Raw genomic sequence first — 15,591 nt, forward strand, 5'->3', positions numbered from 1 at the left:
TTTGATTCCATCATTAGCACAACACGCACAAACACAGGACACCACTATGCCCGCCCCGCTTACTCGTGAGCAAGCACGAGCAGAGCTGAACCGACGCGGCATCAGCATCGCCGAGTTCAGCCGCTCACATGACCTCAACCCCAATTTGGTCAGCGACTTGCTGAACGGCCGAAAGAAAGGCCTGCGGGGCGAAGCCCACCGTGCCGCCGTTCTCCTCGGCATCAAGGACGGCGTCATCGACGACGTCGAAGACTTCCCGCCCTCGGCCCCTAGTGAGTAACCCATTCCATTCCTGACCTGCTGCATAAGGACATCCGCCATGTACCAGGACCCAAAACGCGTTCGCTCCCGCTATGGAGCTATCAACCTCGACCAGTACGAAGCCCGTCTTATCGACGCCCTGGTGGACTACACCGGCCTCGACAAGGCCGCCCTGCTCCGTCAGCTGGTGTTGAAAGAAGCGCTGGAGACGCTGGGCGTTGCCGACCTCGATACCCGCACTTTGCAACCGCGGGCGTTGTGAAGGCAGGCCTTTTTAAGGACCTCAAGGAGCACTGGATTTATGGCTGACGCCTCACTCCATGACGAACTGCGCCTTCCGATGGATGACGAGCTCGAAGCCGTGCTGGAACAGGTTCGAGTCCAGCAACACCTGGCAACCCTGGAAGAAACCGCTGAATGGCTGGTGCGCCGCCGCTTGCGCAAGGGAACCCAGGGACTGACCGGGCGCGGGCGCGCCCTCTACCTCGCAGGGAGACGATAACCATGAGCATCCAACATCAGAACAAGCACCGCATTCCGTGCCCCCACTGCGGCAATACGGCTCGCATCCGCAAGAGCCAGGGCCTCACGCCGGTCTATCGCGAGGCGGTCATCGAGTGCCGCAACGAGGACTGTGGTTGGCGCGGCAAGCTGTCGATCGAGATCACCCACACCATCGCGCCGAGCGACATTCCGAACCCCACGGTGCGCCTGCCCCTGGTGCCCCGCCTGCGGGAACTCGCCCTGGCCCAGCCGGCCGTCGTCAACGCCTGACGCCCGCTCGTCGACCCACGATCTACAGGAGACCGCTCATGACTTCCGTTACCGCTCTGCATCGCTCGCACCTGGACGCCCATAACCTCGCCGCCGCGCGGCTGTTCCGAGACCGCTGGGAGAACCGCGTCACCGCCCTGGGCAACTGCATCGAACACCTGGTCGTCGACCATGAGATGACCGAGGAGGCCGCCGAGCTTACGGCCATCCAGGCCTATGCCGACCTCGAGGCCACCAACCAGCTGGCTCGCGTCGACATCGATGCCAGCACCTCCCACGTGGTGGTGCTGCGCACCGAAGGTGGTCGCCCGGTGATGTTCACCGTCACCGACCTGATGCGCATCCTCGCCCAGGCCCGCGAGGAGGAGCGCGCCGTGGTCGTCGATCGCGACCGGCGCCGCCCCGTGGTGCTCGAGTACTGAACCAGGTACCCGCCGCCCCTTCACCACGTTCTCCACCACGACATAAAGGAGGCACAGCGTGAATCCATCGCTGCGCCAGGACATCCTCGCGCGTTTGAAGCGCGACTACCGTGCCGAAGAGCGCGGCCCGTACCTGCAGAAGGTGCAATGCCCCGACTGCGGAAAGCGGGAGGCCTATATCGCCACCGAGGCGCCGTGGATGCTGAAGTGCGGGCGTGAGAACAACTGCGGCAGCCAGCTCCACGTCAAGGAGCTGTTTCCCGAGTTCTTCGCCTCCTGGTCTGAGCGCTACGCGCCCCGCCCCGATCAACCGCCCCACGAGACGCCGGCCAGCGCCACCCCGGTGGCGGATGGCTACCTGCGCGACGGCCGCGGCTTCGAGCTCGAGCGCATCCAAGGCTGGTACAGCCAGGAGAGCTACTGGAAGCCCAAGGTGGGCGGTAGCGCCACGGTGCGCTTCACTCTGCCCGGCGGTGCCTACTGGGAGCGGCTGCTCGACAATCCCGAGCGCTTCGGCAAGCAGAAGGCCAACTTCGTCGGCCGGTACAAGGGCGACTGGTGGCAGCCGCCGACCCTGACGGCCGCCGACCTGGTCGAGGCCGGCGAGGTGTGGATCGTCGAGGGCATCTTCGACGCCATCGCCCTCTACCACCATGGGATCGCCGCGGTCTCGGCGATGAGCTGCACCAACTACCCGGATTCTGCACTCAAGGCCCTAGCCGATGCCGCCCATGCCGCCGGTACCGCGCCCCCCACCCTGGTGTGGGCGCTGGACGGCAACCGTGCTGGTCAGAACGCCACCCTCAAGCACGTCCAGCGGGCCCGGGCGGCAGGCTGGGAGTGCCGCGCCGCACAGATCCCCGGCGGCGGCCGCCACGACTGGAACGACTGCCACCAGCGCGACGAGCTCACCGAGCAGCACCGCGAGACCTACCGCTACCACGGTGCCCTGCTGCTGGCTCCCTCGGCCATGGCCAAAGCGCTGATCATCTACAAGCGCACCGAGCGCCGAGAGTTCTGGTTCGAGTACAAGCGCCAGGTGTGGTGGTGGAAGCTCGACGTCGATGCCTTCGATCGCGCGGTGCGAGCCGAGGGCGAGGACGGCGGCGACCAGCAGAGCCTCAACCCGGCGATCCGCGACGCGGCCCTCGAGCAGGCCGGAAACGTCAAGCGCATCTGCACCTGCTTCCCCACGGCGCTGTATTACCAGGCCAACGCCATCACCGACGAGAGCTGGTACTACTACCGCGTCGAGTTTCCCGACGGCCGCGCCCCGGTGAAGAACACCTTCAGCGGCGGCCAGCTGGCCAGTGCCTCCGAGTACAAGAAGCGCCTGCTCGGCGTGGCACCGGGCGCGGTGTGGACCGGCACGAGCCAGCAGCTCGACACCCTGCTCCAGGACCAGATCGGCAACATCAAGACCGTCGAGACCATCGACTACATCGGCTACAGCAAGGAGCACGGCGCCTACGTGTTCGGTGACCTGGCCGTGGCCGGCGGCAAGCTGGTGCGCATCAACAGCGAGGATTATTTCGAGCTCGGCCCGCGCAAGCAGCTCAAGACCCTGAGCCAGTCGGTGACCTTACACCTCAATCCGGACCGCGAGGCCTATCAGACCGGCTGGACGAACCAGCTGCTCGGCGCCTTCGGCAGCAAGGGCGTGGTGGCCCTGGCCTACTGGCTGGGCAGCCTGCTCGCCGAGCAGATACGCGCCGAGATGGGCTCGTTCCCCTTCCTCGAGATCGTCGGCGAGGCCGGTGCCGGCAAGTCCACGCTGATCGAGTTCCTATGGAAGCTGGTCGGTCGCCGGGACTACGAGGGCTTCGACCCGTCCAAGGCGACCATGCCGGCACGCAGCCGGAACTTCGCCCAGGTCTCGAACCTGCCGGTGGTGCTGATCGAGTCGGACCGCGAGCAAGAGGGCGGCGCCAAGCAGAAGCAGTTCGACTGGGACGAGCTCAAGACCGCCTTCAACGGCCGCTCGATCCGCGCCCGGGGCGTAAAGAACAGCGGCAACGACACCTACGAGCCCCCCTTTCGTGCCTCGATCGTGATCAGCCAAAACGCCGCCGTGCAGGCCGGCGAGGCGATCCAGACCCGCATCTGCCACCTGCATTTCACTCGCGAGGGGCAGAACCGCCAGACAAAGGAGCTCGCCGAGGCCCTGGAGAAGGCCGAGCTCGAGCACGTCAGCCAGTTCGCCCTGGACGTGGCACAACGCGAGGCCGAGCTGCTCACGCTGATCAACGAGCGCGCCAGAAACTACGCCGAGCGCCTCGCCGAGGACCCGGACGTCAAGGTGCTGCGCATCGCCAAGTGCCACGGCCAGCTCGCCGCCCTGGTCGAGTGCCTGGGCCCCGATGGCCTGGGCCTGTTCAACACCCAGACGATCGATGTGGCCGCCGGCCATGTCTGGCAGATGGCCCGGGAACGCCAGCAAGCGATCAACGCCGATCACCCGCTCGTGGCGGAGTTCTGGGAAGCCGTCGACTACCTCGAGGGACTCAGGGCCGAGCCAATGCTCGATCACTACGGCGGCGAGGGCGATCTGATCGCCATCAACCTCAAGGACTTCGAGCGGGCCTGCGGTGAATACAAGCTCCGGGTACCCGAACTGCGCGAGCTCAAGCGTTACCTCAAGGCCAGCAAGACCCGCAAGTTCGTCGACGCCAACCGCACCGTGCGCTCCCGCATCCGCCTCAACGGCGCGAGCGTGAAGTGCTGGGTGTTCCAGGCATAGCAGGTAGAGAAAGGAGGCCCATATGCAGCGTACCTACTCACTCGACCAGGCCGCCGGCCTGCTGAACATCGGCCGCAATACCCTGGCCCGTCGCCTACGCGAGGCCGGCGTGCTGGGCGCCGACAACCTGCCCGCCGGACGCTACCGCGGCAACACTCGCCTGGTGCTGGTGGCCACCGGCACCTACTGGCACCCCATCTGCGGCTGGACCCACTACGGCCGCACCGAATTCACCGACGCCGGACTCGACCACGTGGCGGACAGGCTCGGCATCGCCATCGATCACCTGCCGGCGCATCCCGCCCACCGGGCAGCACAACAACCGCACCACGCAAGGAGCGTCTCATGAATCACGAAACCCGCATGCCCAAGCTTACCGAACGGCTGAGCGAGCGAAACCGCCAGGCTCTGGAAGCCATGCACGCCGCCGAGGCCGACGCCGAGCAGCGCTTGGCCAGGGTCGAGAAGCGCGGCCCAGCGGCATTGCTGCGGCTCGTCGCCGTCGCCCAGGGCGACAGCGGTCAGAGCCACCACTGCCGCCGGATCCTGCTCGCCATCTACAACGGCCCCGAATGGCCCCTCGAGCTCACCCGGCTGCGAGTGATCGACCGCGACCTCCAGGACGCCGCCCTGGTCGTCATCGAGTGGGCCACCTATACCGGCCGGGAGCTGCACGAGTACCTGGACGATGGAGACCGCCTGATGCAGCGCTTCTGGCTCATCGAAACCGGCGGGGAGGGCTGAGCCATGGCTGATAACGCCGATATCGCCGCCGAGATCCAGGAGCGCCACCTCGAGGGCGCCCTGGCCAACCGCCCCTCCTGGATCGGCATCGACTGGGCCGGAAGCGCCGAGTGCGAAGAATGCGGCGACGAGATCCCAGCGGCACGCCGCCAGGCCGCGCCCTGGGCCACCACCTGCATCGAGTGCCAGCAGATCTACGAAAGGAAGGGGCGCCATGTCCGCTGAGACCATTTTGATCATCATTGCGGCAGTGGCCATCCTGATGACCCTGCTGCTGGCCTGGGAAGCATGGAAACTCAGCCGCGAGACCTTAGACCTGTTCGATCCTGAGCGGAACGATGCCCATGGAGACGAGGACGAGCCATGAACAAACGAAAAGGAGGCGCCCTGGCCAGGGCTGCCGCCCTGCTTTGCAAGGACAGAGGCTTTCGGCTCTACCTGGACCGGCGCCGGCGCCACAAGTTTGGCCTGACCGCCAAGCAGCTACCCGATGGCACCCACAACGAACAGGACGCTCGTGACTGGCTATGTGCCGCCTGCGGCGTCAACAGCCGCGCCGAGCTGGATCACAGCCCCGAGGCAGAGCGCACCTTCCGTCAGATTCGCTCCAGGTTCAGCCACTGGCGAACCAGGGACCGCGTCACCCACCAGAGAACAGGGAACGAAGGCCCATGAAGACTGAATTTCTGCTGATGGCTCAGTACGAGAAGGTGCTGATTCCCTTGGAGGTCTTTGCCAAGGACATCATGGGCGTCGAGCTCCAGACGGCGCGCAACCGAATCGCCGCCGGTACCTTCCCGGTACCGCTGACCCGCACAGGCCGGCAACCGATGGTGCACATCACCGATGCCGCCAAGTACATCGACCAGCAGCGAGAGGGCGCGGCCTAGCGCTCTCGATCACGCCTGGCGAGATCGCCGGCTTTCAGGTTCACGTACCGGCGTAGGCTACCCCAGTCACGATGGCCAGACACCATGGCCACCTCCTGGATCTGGTAGCCTCGCTCGAAGAGCCGGCTGATACCTTCGTGCCTCAAGTCGTGAAAGTGCAGGTCCTCGATCTCGAGATGACGGCAGATTCGCCTGAACCCGTTCCCCACCGACTCGGAGCCATAGGGGAACACGCGATCATCGACTCGCGGCTGCGCCTCGATGATGCTCTGGCTCTCCCCCATCAAAGGCACCTCCTGGTCGCGCTTCTGTGTCGGGTGCTTGCGCAGCCGGATGATCACCGTGCCCGACTCGAGGTCGACATCCTCCCACCTCAAACTGCAGATCTCATCGAGACGCATGGAGGACTCGACGGCGAAGCGGATCAAATCGTGATAGCGGATACGCCGCAACGCCCGATTATGCTTCGTGTGTACCAGCAGTGCCTCGAGCTCTTCAGCCGTCGGCCGCCTGTCGCGGCTCTGAGGGGCGCCGATCAAGCCCGCGCGCTGCAACCCCACCCGCCAACTCGCCATCTTGTCTCGATACCCGGCGGGTAGCAGGCTGCTCACCGTCGCCGTGGTCAACGAGCCGGAAAGAAACATGATGTCGTGCTTGGTCGTGGCCGGCTTCACACCATCCACAGCGATACGCGTCTGGCAGAACTCCTGCAGCTTCTGAAAGGACAGCTCCGAGGCAAGTAGCTCAGCCCCAAGGCCCGCTTTCAGGTTTCTGGCCGAGGTCAGGTTCTTTCGCCCACGCCCAGACGTCTGTTCCAGGTGTACCAGGTGCCCATCGACGAGGTCGCCGACGGTAGGCACCGGGCCCTGACCAACCAGCCCCGCCTCGATGTCATCCTCGACCTGCCGGGCCCACGCCTGCGCGCGCGCCTTCGTACTGAATGTCCTACTCTGGGCCGGGTGGCCTTTCTTGCGTACAATGGCCCGCCATCGAGTCCCTCTCTTCTGAAATGTCGCCATGGTGTACCACCATTCCGCCGATAAAGGGTTACGCCCGAAATCTGGTGCAACGATGGTACAGTAAGCCCGGTTGCGGCAAGGAATCAACGGTACCAAACAGTATATTTATACAGTATGCTGCCGCTACTAAGTGGTTGATATGACGAAACAGACCCCAATTTCACAGGCCCGTCGGTTTTCAGTTGCACCGATGATGGATTGGACTACCCGCGACTACAGGGTGTTCGCGCGTGCGCTGACGCGCCAGGCGCTGCTGTACACCGAGATGGTGACTACCGGTGCCATCTTGCATGGTCGCCCTCGTGAACGGTTTCTTGGCTATGACAAGGTGGAACACCCTCTGGCGTTGCAGCTGGGGGGCAGCGATCCGGGCGAGCTCGCGGAGTGCGCGGCCATCGCTCAAGAGTGGGGCTACGATGAGGTCAACCTGAACGTCGGCTGCCCGAGTGACCGCGTGCAGAATAACCTGATCGGCGCCTGCCTGATGGGCCATCCCGACAAGGTGGCGGTAGCTGTGGCCGCCATGCGTGAGGCGGTGTCGATCCCGGTGACGGTGAAGTGTCGTATTGGTATCGACGATCAGGACGAGGACGCAGACCTGGAGCACTTCATCACCAAGGTCGCCGACGCGGGCTGTGAAGTGTTCATCGTGCATGCGCGCAAGGCGTGGCTGCAGGGGCTGTCGCCCAAGGAAAACCGCGATGTGCCGCCGCTCAACTATCCACGTGTCCATCGCCTTAAGGCGAACCGGCCCGACCTGCATATCGGGATCAACGGCGGCATCAAAAGCCTGACGGAGTGCGCAGCGCAGCTTGAGCACGTCGACAGCGTCATGGTGGGACGCGAGGCATATCAAAATCCGTGGCTCTTGGCCCAGGTCGATGAGGCCCTCTACGGGGTGCCTGGACCGGCTCAGAGCCGCCATGCGGCAGCGATGACGCTTCGCCCCTACATCCAGCGTCGCCTGGAGGAAGGAGCCAAGCTCAACCATATGACACGCCACCTGCTGGGCCTCTTCCAGGGTTGCCCTGGCGGCCGGAAGTTCCGTCGTCACCTCTCCGAAAACGCCCACAAGGAAGGTGCCGGTCTAGCCGTGTTCGATGATGCGCTGGGACTGGTACCCGACACCGTCGAGTCCTGAGCCTTGCTGCCGTATTGAAGGCATTAAACGCCAGCGGCCGAGTACGAGGCTCGGCCGCTGGCTGGCATCAGGTTCCCCAGGAACGTCAATACAGGGCGTCCGGCGGTGGTTCCAGGCTGGACTGAAACGTCTCGATGGCACTCTCGGCCTCTTCGATGGCATCAAACCGAGCGACGTGAAATAGCGCCTCCCCCTCGTTGGCCAGAGGCAGTCGACTCATGCCGATCACGATACCGTCAGCCATGGCCAAGACCTCGCCTTCGGTCTCGCCGAAGGGGTCTGCTACCTTCCCCAGTACCTGGCCCTTGGCTACCCGTGCGCCAAGTCGCACCTTGGGACGCAGAATGCCGTCTATAGGCGCCCTCGCCCAGCTCGATCCATTGGCGACTTCAGCGGCAGGCGGTGCGCGACGGCGCTGCTCGCCGGTGAGCATTCCAAGCCTGCGCATGACCCGTTGAACGCCGCGAACCCCTGCGGTGATCGCCCATTCGTCAAAGCGCAGTGCTTCACCCGCTTCATAGGTCAACACCGGCGTACCGCGACTCTGGGCATAGTGGCGAAGGCTTCCCTCGCGCAGTTCCGCATTGAGGATGACCGGAGCCCCGAAGGCATCCGCCATGCGTCGCGTTTCTTCGCCGGCATCGCCAAGCTGCGCGCGAATCTGTGGCAGGTTAGTGCGATGAATCGCGCCCGTGTGCAGATCGATGATGTGAGTCGCGTGATCGACAATCTGTTCACGAAACAGCGCCGCAATACGCCCGCCCAAAGACCCCGACTCACTCCCGGGAAAACAGCGATTAAGATCGCGTCGGTCAGGCAGGTACCGGCTGTGTTGCACGAAGCCAAAAATATTGACGATAGGCACCGCGATCAGGGTGCCCCTCAAGCGATTGATCTGGCGGGAGCGCAGCAGCCGACGGACAATTTCAACGCCGTTGATCTCATCGCCGTGAATGGCGCCACATACCAACAGGGTAGGACCTGCCTGCCGTCCGTGGACCACTTCTACGGGGATATCCAAAGGGGCGTGGGTATAAAGCTTGGCCACGGGCACATCGATCTGTGCGCGACTGCCGGGCTTGACCGTGACTCCGGCCAGTTCAAAAGGGGCTCTCGCCATACAGGCTCCTTGGTCACCTTATCGGTCCGTCTACAGGCGGACGGCATGTTCGTTCTTATACGCCCACGCCGTCTCCAAAACGAGTCCAATTTACCTCGCATCACTCATCGACGTCACTGAACTCATTCGGTGAGTCCGGTAGAATACGTTACTTGACGATACCGCTGGAGTTGCCCGCCCACATGGCCCGCCGTACCAAGGAAGAAGCTGCCGCTACCCGAGCCGCCCTGCTCGATGCCGCCGAGGAGGTGTTTCTCGAACGCGGCGTGGCACGTGCCTCGTTGGACCAGATTTCCCGACGGGCGGGAGTGACCCGCGGCGCGCTGTATTGGCATTTCCGCAACAAGGGCGATCTGTTCCGCGCCATGCTGGAGCGTGTTCACCTTCCCTTTGAGGACCTACTGAACAACCTTGATCACGCAGAGGTGGGCCATCGGCCACTGGAAGCGGTGCGCTTGGGCTGCCACACCGGCCTGAAGCAGTGCGATACCCCGAGACACCGACGCGTGCACGGCATCTTGCTGCACCATTGCGAACGTACCGATGACTTCGACCCGCTGCAGGCAAAGGCAGAGATAGCCAGAGAAACCTGTCAGGCCTTGCTTAGGCAGTTTCAACAGGCAGAAGAGCGCCATCAGCTGCGTCCAGGGCTGAGCCCGGAGCGCGCCACTGACTTGTTCCACTACGCCCTCAGCGGGCTGTTCTGGGAATGGCTGCGAGTACCCGATGCGTTCTCGCTCAGCCAGCGCGGCCCGGCGCTGGTGGATGACCTTATCACCCTGATCGGCAGCAGTGAGACGTCATAGCAGCGCAGCACCGGTCAGTGCTGGTGATGTCCGTGGTAATGACGATGTTGCCTGCTCTCGGCATTGTCCTGGGGTGGCACCGGCTCATGGCGCTCGATCAGCTTGAGTCGCACCAGGCGCGTGCGCGCATCGAGAAACTCGCGCTCGGCGACTGAACGAAATCCATCTTGTTCATCCAGGTACTTGACCAGCACCCGCACCTCTCCTTCCTTGGGCATTGAGCCGGGCTTGCCCCTGAGGCAAACCTCCCGCGTGCCATCGGAACACAGCACCGCTCGACAACATCCCTGCTGATCGACAAAGCCCACCACTTGCACTCGCTCACCTAGCAGGCACCGCTGGTTGAAAGAAGGCCGGTCACGGTAATGACGCAACAACGCGCGGCAACTCTTGGCCGCAAGTGGTGACGCAAGAGCAAAGGCTCCCCACAATACCGCAATACCCAAAGGCACGATCACCAGCGCCAGATTAAACCAGCGCAACACCAGTAGCTCGGCAACCAGCGTGATGATCGCCGCGTACACGAACAACACAGAAAGCGCCATGGTGACGGGCACGCCAGCAAACCCAAGCGACACCATGGTGCTGGCCAGGTGGTCGTCTCTCAGGCTATCGCGCTCAAACAGCTGCAACGGTGCCACCCTGACGGCGACCAGCAACCAGTAGATCAGGACCACGGGCAGTAGCAGCGTGAACAGAATAAGCGGAAAGCTGAATGCCGTTTCCTGGATGATCGCGATATTCATACGTCTCTCCCGTGGCGAAGGGTGGGCCTTCCACCTGCCCAGCAGCCGATGCCACTCGTTTAGTGTCTGATAAAAGCATAGCGCTCTCTACGTCAAACCTCGACCGGGCGGTGTGGATTTTTTCGTTACCGGACAACGTGTTGCGCTGCAGCAAGCGATGCACCAAGGCCTGGATATCCGCTCTCTGCGTGCGTCGGCCTGCCCCGAAAGACGGCCCAGCGGGAAGAAAAAAGGCGCCGTCCCAATGGGACGGCGCCTTGGTCAGCACCACGTGCAGATAAAGCGAGTGACGCTATCAGGGGGTCGTCGGACGTTGCTCTTGATCACCTCTGTCATCCCCCCTGTCATCACCCCTGTCGCCGCTTATATCTTCGCTCTCGTCGTGGGACGAGTTGCTGCCGAATAGCTTGTGCGACAGCGTGGCGATCATGGCGTAGAAGGATGGCACGAAGCAGCTGCCCAGTACCGCCACCGACGCCATGCCCATAGCCACCGTGGTACCGATGTGGTGACTACTGGTGTCACTGGCACCGGTTGCCATGGCCAGCGGTAAGGTGCCGAAGATGAAGGCCATGGAGGTCATGACGATGGGGCGGAAACGCAGTTCAGCCGCGGTGATGGCCGCCTCACGTATGCTCTTGCCCATTTCCTTGCGTTGCAGCTCGGCAAACTCGACGATCAGGATAGCGTTCTTGGCCGCAAGGCCGATCACCACCAGTACCCCGATCTGGACGTACACGCTGGTGTCCAGTCCACGCATGGCAATACCCGCGATGCCACCCAGGAAGGCAAAGGGCGTTGCCGTCAGCACCGCCAGCGGCAAGGACCAGCTTTCGTACTGGGCCGCCAGAATCAGGAATACCATAACCATGCCGAAGATAATGGCGATGGTACCGGCGTTGCCTGCCTCGCTTTCCTGATAGGCAGTACCGGTCCAGCCCATCCCCCAGTCACTGCCCAGGGTGTCCTCGACAATCCTCTCCATGGCCTGGATCGCCTGGGTGGAGGAATAGCCCTCAGCAGGACCGCCCTGGAACTGCGCCGCCGAGTAAACCCCAAAGCGGGTCACCACGGCAGGCGCCGCCTTGCGCTCGAGAGTCACGAACTCGGACAGCGGAATCCGCTCGCCATTGCCACCACGCACGTAGACATTGTTGATGTCGTCCGGGGTGTCGCGGTACTCCGCCTCGTTCTGCAGGTACACCTGGAAGTTACGGTTCTGGTAGCTGAAGAAGTTGACGAAGCCGTTACCGAAGGTATTCGACAAGGTCGCGTTCAGGTCGGTCAGCGACACGCCGTAGCTCAGCGCCTTCTGCTGGTCGATATCAGCCCGGAATGACGGCACGTTGACACTGAACGTCGAGAACACCTGATTCAGCGCAGGATCCTGATTGGCTGCCTGCATGACCTTGAGCGAGGCCTGGTAGATCTCCTCGGGTGTGGCACCGGAGAACGACTGCAGATAACCGGTGAACCCGCCAGTGGTGGAGAGACCAATGATCGGCGGCATATTGAAGGCCATGACCGTGCCGCCATCCACCTCGGCACCGATCTGGAAGATCCGTCCGATCAAGTCATCAACGGTGGTCTCCCGCTCGTCCCAGTTATCCATGTTGATGAAGATGATGCCGCGGGCCGTATTGACCGAGCTGGTCAGCATGTCGTAGCCAGCGATGGCCGATGAGTACCTCACACCGGGCACCTCCTCGATACGCTTGCTGACTTCCGCCATGTAGGCCTTGGTACGACTCAGCGACGCCGAGTCCGGCAGACTGACGGCCGCCAAGGCAATGCCCTGATCGGTCTCGGGCACCAGAGTCGACGGCGTGTTCTCGTACAGCCAGAACGAACCAACGCCCACCAGGGCCACCAGCGCCAGGGTCAGTATCCAGGCCTTGACCAGCCCCTTCACCGCCAGCATGAACAGCTTGGTGACCCCGTCGAAGAAGCGATCGAACAGCCTCAGCGGGGTGCGCACCGCACGCATGAAACCGGATTCTTTCTTGTGCAGGTCATGCTTGATGAAGATCGCGGACAGGGCCGGAGTGAAGGTCAACGCCATCAGCGCCGAGAAGGCCACCGATATGGCGATGGTCAACGCGAACTGCTGATAGATCTGCCCGGTGAAGCCACCAAGGAACGCCACCGGTACGAACACCGCCGCCATGATCAATGACGTCGCAATGACCGGACCGCCCACTTCCTTCATGGCCTGAACCGTCGCCTGACGAACGCTGATGTCTTCATCTTCGGAGAGCACTCGCTCGACGTTCTCTACCACCAGGATGGCGTCATCCACCACGATGCCTATCGACAGCACCAGGGCAAACAGGGTCAGCAGGTTGATCGAGAAGCCGAACGCATAGAAGCCTGCAAAGGTCGCCAGCACAGACACCGGCACCACCGACATGGCGATCACGGTGAAACGCCAGTTCTGCAGGAAGATGAACAGAATGACGCCAACAATCAGGAAGGCTTCGATAAAGGTGTGGAAGACGGTTTCCACCGACGCATCGATGAACAGCGTGGTGTCATAGGGCACCACGAATTCCAGCCCCGGCGGGAAGCGCCCTTCCAGCTCCGTCATTTTCTCCTTCACCAGATCCGCGGTATGCAGCGCATTGGCGCCAGGCTGCTGCTGAATCATGATCGGCGTCATGATGGCGCCGTTAAGACGCGCTTCGACACCATAGAAGGAGGCGCCCAGCTCGATGCGAGCCACATCATCCAGACGCAGTGCAGACCCGTCTTCGTTGGTACGCAGCAGGATGTTGCGGAAGTCGTCGGCACTGGACAGACGTCCGCCGGCGGTGATGGTGTAGGTAAAGGCTCGCGGGCTGTCGATGGGTGTCGACGCCAGGCTGCCCGCAGGCACTTCCGTGTTCTGGGCGCGGATCGCCGCCGCCACTTCAGTCGGCGTCAGGTCGTACTCGGCCAGCTTGTTCGGGTCCATCCAGATGCGCATGGCAAACTCGCCGCCGCCCAGCACCTCGGCCTCACCGACGCCGGGAATCTGGCGCAGCTCATCGAGAATGTTGAGGGTGGCGTAGTTCTGCATGTAGATGTTGTCGTAGTCTCCCTGGGGAGAGATCAACGACACCAGCATCAGGATCGAGCTAGAACGCAACTCGACCTGAACCCCTTGCTCCTGCACCGCTTCGGGCAACTGGGACAGCGCCCCTTGCACCCGGTTGTTGACGTTGATGGTATTGATATCACCGTCAGTGCCGATGTCGAAGGCGACACTCAGGCTCATGGAGCCGTTATCGGAGCTGGTCGAGTTCATGTAGAGCATGTTCTCGACGCCGTTGATGGCTTCCGCCAGGGGAGCCGCGACGGTTTGCGCCACGGTCTCGGCGTCAGCCCCGGGGAAGGTCGCGCTCACCGACACCGTCGGAGGCACCACGCTGGGATACTGCTCGATCGGCAGTACCCGCATGCTCATCGCACCGATGATGGTCAGGATGATCGCCAGGACCGAGGCAAAGATCGGCCGTTTGATGAAGAAGTTGGCGAAATTCATTCGTTGCCCTCTCCTTCAGCCTCCTCGGCCTCCTGGTTGCCCTGCGGTGCCTCCATTGACGCCTGGTCGGCGCCCTCTCCCGCAGCGGCCTCAGCCTGCTCGCCGGGAGCCTGTCCTGCGCCACCCTGGCCACCTTGCTGTGCCTGCTGCTCGTCGTACTGGGCCGCCTGCATCAGCGCCTCGGCATCACCGTCAAAGGGTTGCGGGTCAATCGGGGTGCCTGGCTTCAAGCTGCCCGGATCGCCGACTACCACACGCTCGCCAGGCTCGACGCCATCCAGGATGATCTGCCACGGACCGGCCAGTTCACCCAGCTGCACCGGGCGCGCGCGGGCGACGTTGTCGTCATCCAGCACGTATACCTGCGGTCCCATCAGCCCCTGAGTCAACGCCAGCTCGGGAACCGCCAGCACACCGAAGCGCGCAAGTCCCTCGATCTTCACGCGCACGTATTGCCCGGGCAGCACCGCGCCGTCAGGATTGGCGAAGGTGGCCTCGGCCTGGACGGTGCTGGTGTCGGGGTCGACGCGGGAACCGAGAAAGTCCAGGTGACCGCTCAATACAGTGGGTGCCTCCCCGCGAGAAGAGTACGCTTCCAACGAGGCAACAATGTCTTCGATGCTCATGTCTTCAAGCTGACGACGCAGCTCGAAGGCATCGTTCTGGGGCATCTGGAAGCGCACCTCGAGCGGGTCCAGAGGGGTAATGGTGGCCAGCTCGGTATTCGGCGACACCAGGTTGCCGACGTTGACTTCGCTCAAGCCAATCACGCCGGACACCGGGGCTCTGACATCCGCATAGTTCAGATCAAGCTGGGCACTCTTCAGGGCCGCTTCGGCCTGGGCCACGCTGGCACGTGCTACCCGCGCGTCCGCCAATGCCTGATCCACCTGCTGGCGGCTGACAGAGTTCTGCGCGGCCAGCTGCTGGAAACGGTTGGCATCACGGTCCGCCCGAGCCACCTCGGCCTGGGCGCTGGCCAGATCTGCCTCACGCTGCGCTACCGTTGCCTCATACAGGTCAGGCTCGATCGTATACAGGCTATCGCCCTTCTCCACCTGATCGCCGGGCTCGAACTTGCGCTCTTCCAGCACACCAGTGACGCGCGCCACGAGCGTGACCTCCTGCTCGCTCATCAACTTGGAGGGGTACGACTTATCCAGCGGAATGTCCTGATAGGCCAGCTCTGCCACTTCAATAGGCTTTGCCGGCGGCTGGCCGCCCGCCTGGGCGTCAGACTGTCCTTCATCCTGGCTACAGCCAGCCAGCAGCAACGCCGCCGCCAGTGCGGCCCAGGGGCGACCGCGCGTCATGGTGGTTTTCATCCCGTCATTCCTTGGGGTTCGTGATGTCGTAAGGCTGAAAGACATCCGGCCACCGCGGTGGTGGCCGGACCGGCGCTGGC

19 protein-coding genes are annotated in these 15,591 nt (G+C 63.2%); 14 read left to right on the forward strand and 5 right to left on the reverse strand.

The annotated features are described in order from the left end of the window. Nucleotides 1–46 precede the first annotated feature (46 nt). The 12 genes from KUV86_RS16990 to KUV86_RS17045 are packed head-to-tail and all read left to right on the forward strand — an operon-like array spanning nucleotide 47 to nucleotide 5,831. Complete coding sequence (locus KUV86_RS16990) at nucleotides 47–280, forward strand: DNA-binding protein (protein ID WP_222485840.1); 234 nt, start codon at nucleotides 47–49, stop codon at nucleotides 278–280. 39 nt (nucleotides 281–319) lie between these two features. Further along, nucleotides 320–523: a hypothetical protein gene (locus KUV86_RS16995; protein ID WP_222485842.1), complete on the forward strand. Its 204-nt coding sequence runs from the start codon at nucleotides 320–322 to the stop codon at nucleotides 521–523. A gap of 39 nt (nucleotides 524–562) precedes the next feature. Further along, the gene (locus KUV86_RS17000) at nucleotides 563–763 is read left to right on the forward strand and encodes a hypothetical protein (protein ID WP_222485844.1); all 201 of its coding nucleotides are present in this window, start codon (nucleotides 563–565) and stop codon (nucleotides 761–763) included. A 2-nt stretch (nucleotides 764–765) separates the two neighbouring features. Then, nucleotides 766–1,035, forward strand: a complete 270-nt coding sequence (locus tag KUV86_RS17005; RefSeq protein ID WP_222485846.1) for an ogr/Delta-like zinc finger family protein — start codon at nucleotides 766–768, stop codon at nucleotides 1,033–1,035. Between the two features lie 38 nt (nucleotides 1,036–1,073). After that, the gene (locus KUV86_RS17010; protein WP_222485848.1) at nucleotides 1,074–1,457 is read left to right on the forward strand and encodes a hypothetical protein; all 384 of its coding nucleotides are present in this window, start codon (nucleotides 1,074–1,076) and stop codon (nucleotides 1,455–1,457) included. Nucleotides 1,458–1,515: 58 nt separating this feature from the next. Beyond that, nucleotides 1,516–4,197 carry a toprim domain-containing protein gene (locus KUV86_RS17015; protein WP_222485850.1) on the forward strand — a complete coding sequence of 894 codons (2,682 nt, stop codon included), beginning with the start codon at nucleotides 1,516–1,518 and terminating at the stop codon, nucleotides 4,195–4,197. Between the two features lie 22 nt (nucleotides 4,198–4,219). After that, the gene (locus KUV86_RS17020; protein WP_222485852.1) at nucleotides 4,220–4,546 is read left to right on the forward strand and encodes a phage antirepressor KilAC domain-containing protein; all 327 of its coding nucleotides are present in this window, start codon (nucleotides 4,220–4,222) and stop codon (nucleotides 4,544–4,546) included. Beyond that, nucleotides 4,543–4,941: a hypothetical protein gene (locus KUV86_RS17025; protein WP_222485854.1), complete on the forward strand. Its 399-nt coding sequence runs from the start codon at nucleotides 4,543–4,545 to the stop codon at nucleotides 4,939–4,941. The genes KUV86_RS17020 and KUV86_RS17025 overlap by 4 nt, the downstream gene beginning before the upstream one ends. Before the next feature lie 3 nt (nucleotides 4,942–4,944). Next, nucleotides 4,945–5,166, forward strand: a complete 222-nt coding sequence (locus tag KUV86_RS17030) for a TraR/DksA C4-type zinc finger protein (RefSeq protein ID WP_222485856.1) — start codon at nucleotides 4,945–4,947, stop codon at nucleotides 5,164–5,166. Then, complete coding sequence (locus KUV86_RS17035; RefSeq protein ID WP_222485858.1) at nucleotides 5,156–5,308, forward strand: hypothetical protein; 153 nt, start codon at nucleotides 5,156–5,158, stop codon at nucleotides 5,306–5,308. Before KUV86_RS17030 ends, KUV86_RS17035 begins: the two co-directional genes overlap by 11 nt. Then, complete coding sequence (locus KUV86_RS17040; RefSeq protein ID WP_222485860.1) at nucleotides 5,305–5,616, forward strand: hypothetical protein; 312 nt, start codon at nucleotides 5,305–5,307, stop codon at nucleotides 5,614–5,616. Before KUV86_RS17035 ends, KUV86_RS17040 begins: the two co-directional genes overlap by 4 nt. Then, nucleotides 5,613–5,831 carry a pyocin activator PrtN family protein gene (locus KUV86_RS17045; RefSeq protein ID WP_222485862.1) on the forward strand — a complete coding sequence of 73 codons (219 nt, stop codon included), beginning with the start codon at nucleotides 5,613–5,615 and terminating at the stop codon, nucleotides 5,829–5,831. The genes KUV86_RS17040 and KUV86_RS17045 overlap by 4 nt, the downstream gene beginning before the upstream one ends. On the opposite strand, the gene KUV86_RS17050 is transcribed toward KUV86_RS17045, so the two are convergent. Further along, nucleotides 5,828–6,850, reverse strand: a complete 1,023-nt coding sequence (locus KUV86_RS17050; RefSeq protein ID WP_222485864.1) for a site-specific integrase — start codon at nucleotides 6,848–6,850, stop codon at nucleotides 5,828–5,830. The genes KUV86_RS17045 and KUV86_RS17050 overlap by 4 nt on opposite strands. Before the next feature lie 139 nt (nucleotides 6,851–6,989). Between KUV86_RS17050 and dusA the strand changes: the two genes are divergently transcribed. Then, complete coding sequence (dusA, locus tag KUV86_RS17055; protein WP_222485866.1) at nucleotides 6,990–7,991, forward strand: tRNA dihydrouridine(20/20a) synthase DusA; 1,002 nt, start codon at nucleotides 6,990–6,992, stop codon at nucleotides 7,989–7,991. Between the two features lie 85 nt (nucleotides 7,992–8,076). Here dusA and KUV86_RS17060 read toward each other — a convergent pair whose 3' ends face one another. Continuing rightward, entirely contained in the window at nucleotides 8,077–9,111 is a 1,035-nt protein-coding gene (locus tag KUV86_RS17060; protein ID WP_206944329.1) for a succinylglutamate desuccinylase/aspartoacylase family protein, read from the reverse strand. Between the two features lie 182 nt (nucleotides 9,112–9,293). Here KUV86_RS17060 and KUV86_RS17065 point away from each other — a divergent pair, with 182 nt between their 5' ends. Next, on the forward strand, nucleotides 9,294–9,917 hold the full coding sequence (locus tag KUV86_RS17065; protein ID WP_222485868.1) for a TetR family transcriptional regulator: 624 nt from the start codon (nucleotides 9,294–9,296) through the stop codon (nucleotides 9,915–9,917). 14 nt (nucleotides 9,918–9,931) lie between these two features. Here the strand turns inward: KUV86_RS17065 and KUV86_RS17070 are convergent, their stop codons facing one another. The 3 genes from KUV86_RS17070 to KUV86_RS17080 form a co-directional block, all read right to left on the reverse strand. Beyond that, nucleotides 9,932–10,663, reverse strand: coding sequence for a hypothetical protein (locus KUV86_RS17070; RefSeq protein WP_261397698.1), 732 nt, complete (start codon nucleotides 10,661–10,663; stop codon nucleotides 9,932–9,934). A gap of 295 nt (nucleotides 10,664–10,958) precedes the next feature. Then, the gene (locus KUV86_RS17075; protein WP_222485870.1) at nucleotides 10,959–14,186 is read right to left on the reverse strand and encodes an efflux RND transporter permease subunit; all 3,228 of its coding nucleotides are present in this window, start codon (nucleotides 14,184–14,186) and stop codon (nucleotides 10,959–10,961) included. Next, nucleotides 14,183–15,511: an efflux RND transporter periplasmic adaptor subunit gene (locus KUV86_RS17080; RefSeq protein WP_222485872.1), complete on the reverse strand. Its 1,329-nt coding sequence runs from the start codon at nucleotides 15,509–15,511 to the stop codon at nucleotides 14,183–14,185. Before KUV86_RS17080 ends, KUV86_RS17075 begins: the two co-directional genes overlap by 4 nt. Nucleotides 15,512–15,591 lie beyond the last annotated feature (80 nt).

Source organism: Halomonas sp. DP8Y7-3 (assembly GCF_019801675.1).
Lineage (GTDB): Bacteria > Pseudomonadota > Gammaproteobacteria > Pseudomonadales > Halomonadaceae > Halomonas > Halomonas litopenaei_A.

Excerpts from the sequence above, each read along its gene's own strand:
- KUV86_RS16990 (WP_222485840.1), top strand. The coding sequence starts at position 47 with ATGCCCGCCCCGCTTACTCGTGAGCAAGCACGAGCAGAGCTGAACCGA.
- KUV86_RS16995 (WP_222485842.1), top strand. The coding sequence starts at position 320 with ATGTACCAGGACCCAAAACGCGTTCGCTCCCGCTATGGAGCTATCAAC.
- KUV86_RS17000 (WP_222485844.1), top strand. The coding sequence starts at position 563 with ATGGCTGACGCCTCACTCCATGACGAACTGCGCCTTCCGATGGATGAC.
- KUV86_RS17005 (WP_222485846.1), top strand. The coding sequence starts at position 766 with ATGAGCATCCAACATCAGAACAAGCACCGCATTCCGTGCCCCCACTGC.
- KUV86_RS17010 (WP_222485848.1), top strand. The coding sequence starts at position 1,074 with ATGACTTCCGTTACCGCTCTGCATCGCTCGCACCTGGACGCCCATAAC.
- KUV86_RS17020 (WP_222485852.1), top strand. The coding sequence starts at position 4,220 with ATGCAGCGTACCTACTCACTCGACCAGGCCGCCGGCCTGCTGAACATC.
- KUV86_RS17025 (WP_222485854.1), top strand. The coding sequence starts at position 4,543 with ATGAATCACGAAACCCGCATGCCCAAGCTTACCGAACGGCTGAGCGAG.
- KUV86_RS17030 (WP_222485856.1), top strand. The coding sequence starts at position 4,945 with ATGGCTGATAACGCCGATATCGCCGCCGAGATCCAGGAGCGCCACCTC.
- KUV86_RS17035 (WP_222485858.1), top strand. The coding sequence starts at position 5,156 with ATGTCCGCTGAGACCATTTTGATCATCATTGCGGCAGTGGCCATCCTG.
- KUV86_RS17040 (WP_222485860.1), top strand. The coding sequence starts at position 5,305 with ATGAACAAACGAAAAGGAGGCGCCCTGGCCAGGGCTGCCGCCCTGCTT.
- KUV86_RS17045 (WP_222485862.1), top strand. The coding sequence starts at position 5,613 with ATGAAGACTGAATTTCTGCTGATGGCTCAGTACGAGAAGGTGCTGATT.
- KUV86_RS17050 (WP_222485864.1), bottom strand. The coding sequence starts at position 6,850 with ATGGCGACATTTCAGAAGAGAGGGACTCGATGGCGGGCCATTGTACGC.
- dusA (WP_222485866.1), top strand. The coding sequence starts at position 6,990 with ATGACGAAACAGACCCCAATTTCACAGGCCCGTCGGTTTTCAGTTGCA.
- KUV86_RS17060 (WP_206944329.1), bottom strand. The coding sequence starts at position 9,111 with ATGGCGAGAGCCCCTTTTGAACTGGCCGGAGTCACGGTCAAGCCCGGC.
- KUV86_RS17065 (WP_222485868.1), top strand. The coding sequence starts at position 9,294 with ATGGCCCGCCGTACCAAGGAAGAAGCTGCCGCTACCCGAGCCGCCCTG.
- KUV86_RS17070 (WP_261397698.1), bottom strand. The coding sequence starts at position 10,663 with ATGAATATCGCGATCATCCAGGAAACGGCATTCAGCTTTCCGCTTATT.
- KUV86_RS17075 (WP_222485870.1), bottom strand. The coding sequence starts at position 14,186 with ATGAATTTCGCCAACTTCTTCATCAAACGGCCGATCTTTGCCTCGGTC.
- KUV86_RS17080 (WP_222485872.1), bottom strand. The coding sequence starts at position 15,511 with ATGAAAACCACCATGACGCGCGGTCGCCCCTGGGCCGCACTGGCGGCG.